This window comes from Marinobacter sp. MBR-105 (assembly GCF_053628895.1).
The window spans coordinates 161,806-170,094 of sequence record NZ_JBRJHG010000011.1; the positions used below are offsets into that span (position 1 = coordinate 161,806).

At 59.0% G+C, this 8,289-nt stretch carries 7 protein-coding genes; 3 read left to right on the forward strand and 4 right to left on the reverse strand.

Annotation, left to right across the window (positions count from 1 at the left end; genetic code table 11):
* Positions 1-43: 43 nt before the first annotated feature.
* Positions 44-622, forward strand: coding sequence for a QsdR family transcriptional regulator (locus ACSSVV_RS14025; RefSeq protein ID WP_011783819.1), 579 nt, complete (start codon positions 44-46; stop codon positions 620-622).
* Positions 623-705: 83 nt separating this feature from the next.
* Complete coding sequence (locus ACSSVV_RS14030; protein WP_011783818.1) at positions 706-1,329, forward strand: hypothetical protein; 624 nt, start codon at positions 706-708, stop codon at positions 1,327-1,329.
* A 76-nt stretch (positions 1,330-1,405) separates the two neighbouring features.
* On the opposite strand, the gene ACSSVV_RS14035 is transcribed toward ACSSVV_RS14030, so the two are convergent.
* The 3 genes from ACSSVV_RS14035 to ACSSVV_RS14045 form a co-directional block, all read right to left on the reverse strand.
* Positions 1,406-2,800: a sodium-dependent transporter gene (locus ACSSVV_RS14035; RefSeq protein WP_153739777.1), complete on the reverse strand. Its 1,395-nt coding sequence runs from the start codon at positions 2,798-2,800 to the stop codon at positions 1,406-1,408.
* A 171-nt stretch (positions 2,801-2,971) separates the two neighbouring features.
* Positions 2,972-4,546: a methyl-accepting chemotaxis protein gene (locus tag ACSSVV_RS14040; protein ID WP_454106425.1), complete on the reverse strand. Its 1,575-nt coding sequence runs from the start codon at positions 4,544-4,546 to the stop codon at positions 2,972-2,974.
* 147 nt (positions 4,547-4,693) lie between these two features.
* Positions 4,694-5,566 carry a carboxylate/amino acid/amine transporter gene (locus tag ACSSVV_RS14045; protein WP_228224436.1) on the reverse strand — a complete coding sequence of 291 codons (873 nt, stop codon included), beginning with the start codon at positions 5,564-5,566 and terminating at the stop codon, positions 4,694-4,696.
* A gap of 168 nt (positions 5,567-5,734) precedes the next feature.
* On the opposite strand from ACSSVV_RS14045, the gene ACSSVV_RS14050 reads away from it, so the two are divergent.
* Entirely contained in the window at positions 5,735-7,174 is a 1,440-nt protein-coding gene (locus tag ACSSVV_RS14050) for an MATE family efflux transporter (RefSeq protein ID WP_454106426.1), read from the forward strand.
* On the opposite strand, the gene ACSSVV_RS14055 is transcribed toward ACSSVV_RS14050, so the two are convergent.
* Positions 7,135-8,154 (reverse strand): GGDEF domain-containing protein, encoded by a 1,020-nt coding sequence (locus tag ACSSVV_RS14055; protein ID WP_454106427.1) that lies wholly within the window; start codon positions 8,152-8,154, stop codon positions 7,135-7,137. The two genes, ACSSVV_RS14050 and ACSSVV_RS14055, sit on opposite strands and share 40 nt — an antisense overlap.
* Positions 8,155-8,289: the final 135 nt, after the last annotated feature.

The following is an 8,289-nucleotide window of genomic DNA, read 5'->3' on the forward strand; positions in this document are numbered from 1 at the left end:
CAGCAACCGATAGAATGTCCCCAAACCAGCCAAAGGGACCGAAGTGACCACACCAACCGCCAAAACCACCCCCCTGGACGCCTTCCGCCGCGCCAGAAGAATGTGGCTAAAAGGGGAAAAAATCAGCCTGGCCGCCCTCGCCGACGACCTCCACATCGGCCGCGCCACCCTGTTCCGCTGGGTTGGTAACCGCGACCTGCTGATTGGTGAAATCCTGTGGTCCCTGTACGAGCCCCTGTACAAAGAAGCCCGCGCCGTTACCCCCGGCCATGGCGTCGACTACGTGGTGGGCGTGTTCCGCCACATCAACATGACCATCCTGCACTTCGCGCCGCTGCGAAAGTTCCTGCATCAGGACCCGGAATACGCCCTGAAAATGCTCACCTCCTCCCACTCCACGCTGCACGCCCGCACCGTGGAAGTGAACACCCGCCTGCTCAAAGACGAAGTGCGCGCAGGCCATCTGAGCCCACCCATGAACATCCAGAGCTTGTCCTACTTCATGGTACGAATCGCCGAATCCTGCCTGTACAGCGACATCATTGGCGGCCGCGAACCCCGCGATGAAGAGCTTGAGGATGCCTGCACTGCCGTGCGCATATTGCTGGGCGGAAAGGTCTGAGCTCCTGATACCTCTGGAAACCTGGCCAGCCTGGGATTACTCTTTGCTGACATCCACAGGAAATCATCAGCAAGGAGTGCACCATGAACCACCGTAACACCCAACCGCGCCTCAACGTGCTGCAAGCCGGCCTGCTGCTACTCAGCCTGGCCCTGGCACCGTTAGCCCACAGCGAAAACCTCACCGAAGACGATGTCACTTCCTTCATCGCCAGCATGGAAGCCATGCAGCCCCTGATCGACAAGCATCAGGACTTCATCGAATCCATCGAAGATCCAGCCGACGATGAGCGGGAAGTGGATTTCGCCCGGATGATGTCTTCGATGGTGGACGAAGTGAAAGGGCACGAAATGTACGATGACCTGGACGACCTGGTCGATGACTTCGGATTCTCCAGCCCGGAAGCCTGGGCCCGCAAAGGCGACCGCATCGTCAGCGCCTGGTTTGCCATTGAAATGGAAGCCCAGCCCGACATGGCTCCGGATATCGCGGAGATGGAGCGCGCCATTGCCGAGATGGAAAACAATCCCGACATGCCCGAAGCCGCCAAAGCCCAGATGCGCGAAATGATGGAACAGATGATGGTGACCGTCAAAAGCGCATCCAGTGCGGCGAAGCAAGTGAGCGATGCCGACAAACGTGCTGTCCGGCCCCACGTAGAACGCCTCAAGGCTGTGATGGAGCAGGACGAGAGCGACTACGAATAACACGCTCCCCAAAAACAAAACCCCGGTACTGTCGCCAGCACCGGGGTTTCTTTTTGCTGCCTGAGCAGCGAGGCGATCAGGCCGTCAGGTTGTAAACAAACACGATCGCCACGGCAATCGGCGTCACAAACCGGATCAGGTTGTACCACAGGCTGAACGCGCCACCCTGCAGGGCCAGGTCGCTCTTCAGCGATTCCTTGGCCACAAACCAGCCCACAAAAATGGCGGTCAGCAGGCCAGACAGTGGCAGCATGATGTTGGCGGTGAAGTAGTCCAGCAGGTCGAACACCGTCTTGCCTTCAAAGGCGGCGAACATGCCCAGCGGCGTCACATCAGACCAGACGTTCAGGGACAGAATGGAAACAATGCCCAGCGCCCAGCACAGCACGCCCACCAGAATAGCGCTGCCGGTGCGGGCCAGGCTGGTTTTCTCTTCAACCCACTCAACCACCGGCTCCAGCAGGGAAATGCCAGAGGTCCAGGCAGCAAACAGCAACAGAACGAAGAACAGGGTGCCGAACAGGCCGCCCATGGGCATGTTACCGAACGCCAGCGGCAGGGTCTGGAAGATCAGACCGGGGCCGGCACCGGCTTCCAGGCCGTTGGCAAACACCACCGGGAAAATGGCCAGGCCCGCCAGCAGTGCCACCACAGTATCCATGATCGCCACACTGACGGCAGTTCGGCCGATGGAGACATCACGGCCCAGGTAGGAACCGTAAGCCATCATGATGGCCATACCCAGGCTCAGTGTGAAGAAGGCGTGCCCCAGGGCAACCAGTACGCCTTTGACCGTCAATGCCTCAAAATTCGGGGTGAACAGGAAACTGACTGCCTCGCCGAAATGGCCGGTCGTCGTCGCATAACCAACCACCAGCAACAGCAACAGGAACAGCGCCGGCATCAGGATGGTGACTGCGCGCTCCAGGCCGCCTTTCAAGCCCCGGGAAACCACCAGCACCACCAGCGCCATGAACACCGTGTGCCAGGCCAGCAGCTGAATCGGGCTGCCCAGCAGGCCACCGAACAGCTCGCCCACAGATTCTGCAGTACCACCGGTGAAATCGCCCATGGCCGCGTGGCCAATGTAGGAGGCCGCCCAGCCACCGATGACCGAGTAGAACGACAGAATGATAAATGCAGCCAGCATGCCGACAATGGCCGAGACTCGCCAGGCCGGCGACGCCAGGTTGCGCTCCGCCACCAGCCGAAAACTGGTAATGGGGTTATGACGACCATTCCGGCCGATAAACACTTCCGCCATCATGATAGGAATACCGATGATGGCAATACAGAGCAGGTACACCAGAACGAAGGCACCACCGCCGTTCTCGCCGGTGACATAGGGGAACTTCCAGATATTACCGAGACCAACCGCGGAACCGGTGGCTGCCAGAATAAACGCGAACTTGGAAGACCAGAGTCCGCGAGCCCCGTTCCCGCTGTCTGCTGCGGAGTTGGACTGAGTCATGTGTTTGCTTCCTGTGCTTTTGGCTGAGGAAAATACGAATTGTCAGATCGCCCGGCACACGGCGTGCGGGCTATTGGGGCGGGATTCTGCCAGCACTGGCGGCATGATGCCAGTGCCGAGGGGCGAGCGCCGGGACAATTCATCGTCCCCGACGCCGCCCGGGAATGCTAATCATCGGGTTTTACTGACAAATCGGGCAATCAGGTCTTTCAGACCACCGGCCATCTGGCTCAAAGTATCGCTGCTCTGTTTTGCCGCATCCGCCTGTTCATCGCTCTGGTCAGCCAGGCTGGCAATATTCACCACCTGGCGATTGATCTCATCAGAGACCTGACTCTGCTCTTCGAACGCCGCCGACATGGTGATAAAACTTTCGGAAATGCGATCCACGGAACTGACGATGGCATTAAGTGCATCGGCAGCGCCCTGCACCCGGTTGAGGCCATCACCGGCAATCTGTTCCCCTGCGCGCACCGCGTTTACAGTTTGATCCACCTGGGCACGGAAACCTTCAACCACCTCGTGGATGCGTACCGTCGACTGCCGGGTCCGCTGCGCCAGTGAGCGAACTTCATCAGCGACCACCGCAAAGCCCCGGCCCTGCTCTCCAGCCCGAGCTGCCTCAATGGCGGCGTTGAGGGCCAGAAGATTCGTCTGATCAGCGATTTCACTGATCAGATCTGCCGCCTCGCCAATGCTACGGGTGGATTCGCCCAGCCGGCCCACCGAGTCGCCAATGCCCTGAACCTGATTCACCAGTTGCTGGATGGCGCCCAATGCCTCACCACTGCGCTCGCTACCCTCATGGGCCTGGCGATTGGCCTGTTCCGCTTCCCGGGCATTGTGATTAACAGATTCGACCACCTCCTGGATGGAGACGGTCATTTGGTTGATGGCCGAAGCGGTCTGGTCCGTTTCAGCGCGCTGCCGCGCAATGGCTGCTGCGCCCTCGGTAATGTAACCATGGGAAGCGTGAACCTGCTCAAGCAATTGTTCGGCCTGATCATCTATGCGGGCCAATGCGGTTCGGATTCTCGCCTCCTCACTCACCAGCATCAGTGCCAGCCGGGACATCAGTCCGCGCTCATCGCTGTAGGTTCGGGCAACGATAGGGTCCTGGAAGGCATCCGGACGCAGTTCCAGCAAGCTCTTGAGCCGGTTGGAAAGCGAGGTAAACACCAGACCAAAACCCAGAACGTGACCAACCACTACCAGAAGCACGGCCAAAGCCGGAGACTCGAACGCGAGGGCGCCCAGACTCAAGCCCAGGGACACCATAAAGGGCCAGCCTGAACGGACCATGGTCAGAATCCGGTTGCGCCAACCGGAACTCAACCCACCCTCGGAGATCTCCTTATACAGCCGTTCAGCACGGGCAATCTGCTCCCGGGTAGCGGCGACCCGCACGGATTCATAGCCCACCATCTGGCCATTCTCCCAGATTGGCGTGGCGTAAGCGCTCACCCAGTAATGGTCACCAGACTTGGCCCGGTTCTTCACAACCCCCATCCAGGCCTTGCCGGCTTTCAGGTATTCCCACATGTCAGCAAAAACCGCCGGGGGCATATCCGGGTGCCGGATAAGGTTATGGGCCTGACCGATCAGTTCGTCCCGGCTGTAACCGCTGATGGTGACGAAGTCATCATCACAGTAAGTAATCACCCCCTTGAGAGTGGTCGTACTGATCAACCGCATTCCTTCAGGGATGTGGATCTCGCGCTGAGTGACAGGCAGGTTCTTGCGCATGGGGAACTGTTCGTCCGTTGGCCCGATAAAATTTAACGGCGACAGCTTAGTTATAGATATATATCAATGAAATAGCGAATGGGTTACGCCGTGTCCTATTCGTGTAACGACAACAGGCCACGGCGCTTTAGAAAAAATTCAGGGAACTCAGGAGGATGCAGCCAGTTTTGCCCTGGGGTGATAGCGAGCATTCACCCACAAAGAGAATCCGATCACCACACCACCAACGGCCAGGCGCAGCAGATCTGCATCACGATTCCAGATCAGCAGATTGACCAGCAAGCCAGCCGGTACGAGGGCATTGTTCATCACCGCCAGGGTGCCTGCATCGACCTTGCAGGCACCGCGATTCCACAGGTACAGCCCCAGACCGGACGCCGCCAGGCCCAGCCAGCCAAGAATGCCCCACTGCAACGGTGTTGAGGGCAACTTGCCCGGGTTACCAAAAATCAGGAACGAGGGTAGCGCGATAACCAGTGCGCCCATGAAGAAGTAACCGAAAGTGCGATACCCAGGCAGCGCCAGAGGGTAACGTTGCATCACGTGCTTGTAGCCGACCTGGCCGGCAGCGAAGGTAAAGTTGGCCACCTGCAGCAGCAGGAACCCGGTAATGAAATCCTCACTGAGGCCATCGTACCGGATGATGCCGGCACCAAGTGTGGCAATGGCCGCAGCCAGCAACGCCACCGGTGAAAACCGGCGGGCCAGGGCATCATCCACCAGAGTCACGTACAGAGGCGTAAAAATGGTGAACAGCAGGACTTCCGGTACCGTCAGGTAACTGAACGAGCGATACAGGCACAGATAGGTGATGCCGAACTGCAGCATACCAGTCACCAGGATGCCCAGCTTCATACCGGAGGGAACACCGCGCCAGCGGGTAAACGGCAGGAACACCAGGGCTGCCAGCAAGACCCGGCTCAATACCGCGAAGTCGCTGTCTACACGGCCAGCCAGGAACTCGCCGATCAGACTGAACGAAAAGGCCCAGAGTACGGTTACCAGAACCAGTAAGACCATCGATTGCACCACCCCTGTTGTATGCCGGGCGCCTACTTTACTGCTTTACGGTGGGTTTTGCAGCGGCGGCAGACGGGGAAACCCCTATAAGCATGAGCCTGCAGGCTGAGGTACCATGGCCGGTCCTCTACCAGTGCCACGCTACAATTCCGGAAAGACCAGAGCGCCATGGACGAAACCCATCAGCCACTACCCGAAGCCCGCCAGCCGCTGATTCAGCGCACGCTCGCCGAGTGGAAAACACTGGCCATTCTGGGCGGCCCGATTCTGATTGCCCAGGTGGCACAGATGGCCAATGGTGTGATCGATACCGTGATGGCTGGCCACGCCAGTGCCGAAGACCTCGCGGCCGTGGGTATCGGCAGCAGCCTGTGGATGCCGCTTTTCCTGTTTTTCATGGGCATGCTCGGCGCCTTGCAACCGATCATTTCCGGCTACAACGGCGCTCGGACAACCCATAAGATCATGCCCGCAACCTGGCAGGGCATCTACATTGCGGCGGGCGGCACCGTAGTGATGGCGCTGTTGCTGACCAATGTCCATCCCGTCCTGGCCCTGCTGAGACTCGACCCGCACACCGCCGGCATCACCCAGGGTTATCTCGACGCATTCGCCTGGGGCATTCCCGCGCTGCTGCTGATCAACGCCCTTCGGGGCCTGACCGATGGCCTGGGTCATACCCGGGTCATCATGGCGTTTTCCGTGCTCAGCACCCTGATTAATTTGCCCCTGAATTACATCTTCATTTACGGCAAACTCGGGCTTCCCGCCATGGGCGGCGTCGGCTGTGGCTGGGCCACATCCATCTCCAACGGTATCGCCGCCATCGCCATGCTGATCTACCTGAACCGCAGCGAGACCTTCCGCCAGTTTCATCTGATTGCCGATTGGGTGAAGCCCGACTGGGCCGGCATTCGCTACATCCTGCGCATTGGCGTGCCCATCGGCTTCACCATCTTCGTGGAAGCCAGCATGTTTGCAGTAATTGCACTGTTCCTGGCACCGCTGGGGCCAGTGGTGGTTGCCGGGCATCAGATTGCCCTGAATGTGGTATCGCTGCTGTTCATGCTGCCGCTGAGCGTCGGCATGGCGCTGACCCTGCGGGTGAGCTTTCTGGTAGGTGCGCGGGCCCCGGATTCCGCCCGGCTCATCTCCCGCAGCTCGCTGATTCTGGCCTCGGCCATCGCCCTGCTGTTTGCCACCCTGCTGTTCGTGTTCTCCGGCGCGATTGCCAGCCTGTATTCCGGCGATGCCGAGGTTCAGGCGGTCACCATTCGGCTGCTCACCTTCGCCGCCATGTTCCAGATTGCCGATGTTATCCAGGTAACCTGTATCAGCGCCCTGCGCGGCTACAAGGACACGCGCATTCCCATGTTCATCATGCTGTTTTCATTCTGGGGAGTGGGCCTGCCGCTGGGATATGTGCTGACATTTACCGACTGGGTGTGGCCGGCGCTGGGCGCTGCGGGTTTCTGGGTAGGACTGACGGCCGGGCTGACCTCCGCCAGCCTGTTACTCGGCTGGCGCCTGTTTCATTACCAGCCTTCCACACCCGTTGATGAAGACACTCAGCCTGCAGCCGTGGGAACCGGCTCTGGCATGGGCTGACCAATATCCTCGGCATAAACAATCCGGTCACGCCCGGTTTCCTTGGCGGTGTACAGCGCGTTGTCGGCCCGGGCCAGCCAGCTTTCCACACTTTCGCCATGGCCCAGCAGGGCCACGCCGAATGACGCGGTTACCGGCCCGCCAGGGTGCTTCATGTATTTTCGGAGCACCTGCTGAAGATTGTTCATCACCGCACGCAGATTCACGCCATCAACTCCTGGCAGCAGCAATACAAACTCCTCACCGCCATATCGGAACAACTGATCGGAACGGCGGGTATTGCTCTCCAGCAGGGCCACCAGCTCGGTCAGCACATCGTCGCCCACGCCGTGGCCATATTCGTCATTGATCTTCTTGAAGTGATCAAGGTCCAGCAACACCAGAGCGTAGGGCAGGCCGGAACGCTCGGCATTGGCAGCGGCCACATCCAGCTCCTGATCCATGGAACGGCGGTTCTTTACGCCGGTCAGCGGGTCGATGGTGGCCAGTTGCTCCAGGCGCCGGCGCTGGCTGTGGTTACGATGGGCAAAGACATAGGCGCAGGCACTGACCACAACGGCGGTGGAAGAAAACGACCACATCTGCTCCTGGCTACTGAATGCCAGGCCGATCACCATCATGGCCAGGATGGCGGACAGGTTGATACCGACGGCAACCCTCGGAACGACCAGGAAGAAAGTGGTGAACAGGCAGGGATACAACCAGAATAACCCCGGGTCACCAACAATCGTACCGACTGCAACAGCCCCGTAGGACGAAATAATCGCCATAACCAGGCCCGTCCTGCGGGTATCTCCCGTGAACCAGGCATAGGCCATGCTCATCGCAATACCGCCAAGGATCGCGCTATCCACCACACCCGCCAACAGGTTTCCCTGCATAAACCGCAGCACCGCAAACGGCGTGATGCCCACCAGCCCGCTGATGCCCAGCAAGGTAATGATGGATAACCGAAAATCGTTTTTCAGGCGGTGAAACATGCAGCTCAGGGTCCGACAAAAGTCTGATTTAGGATTCTAGGGAAGGTCTGAATAACTGCTGATATTTGCCCATCTTGGGTTTAAACGGCAAAAAATCGAAGATTCAGACACTATTTTCCCTTTATTTGTGTGTTT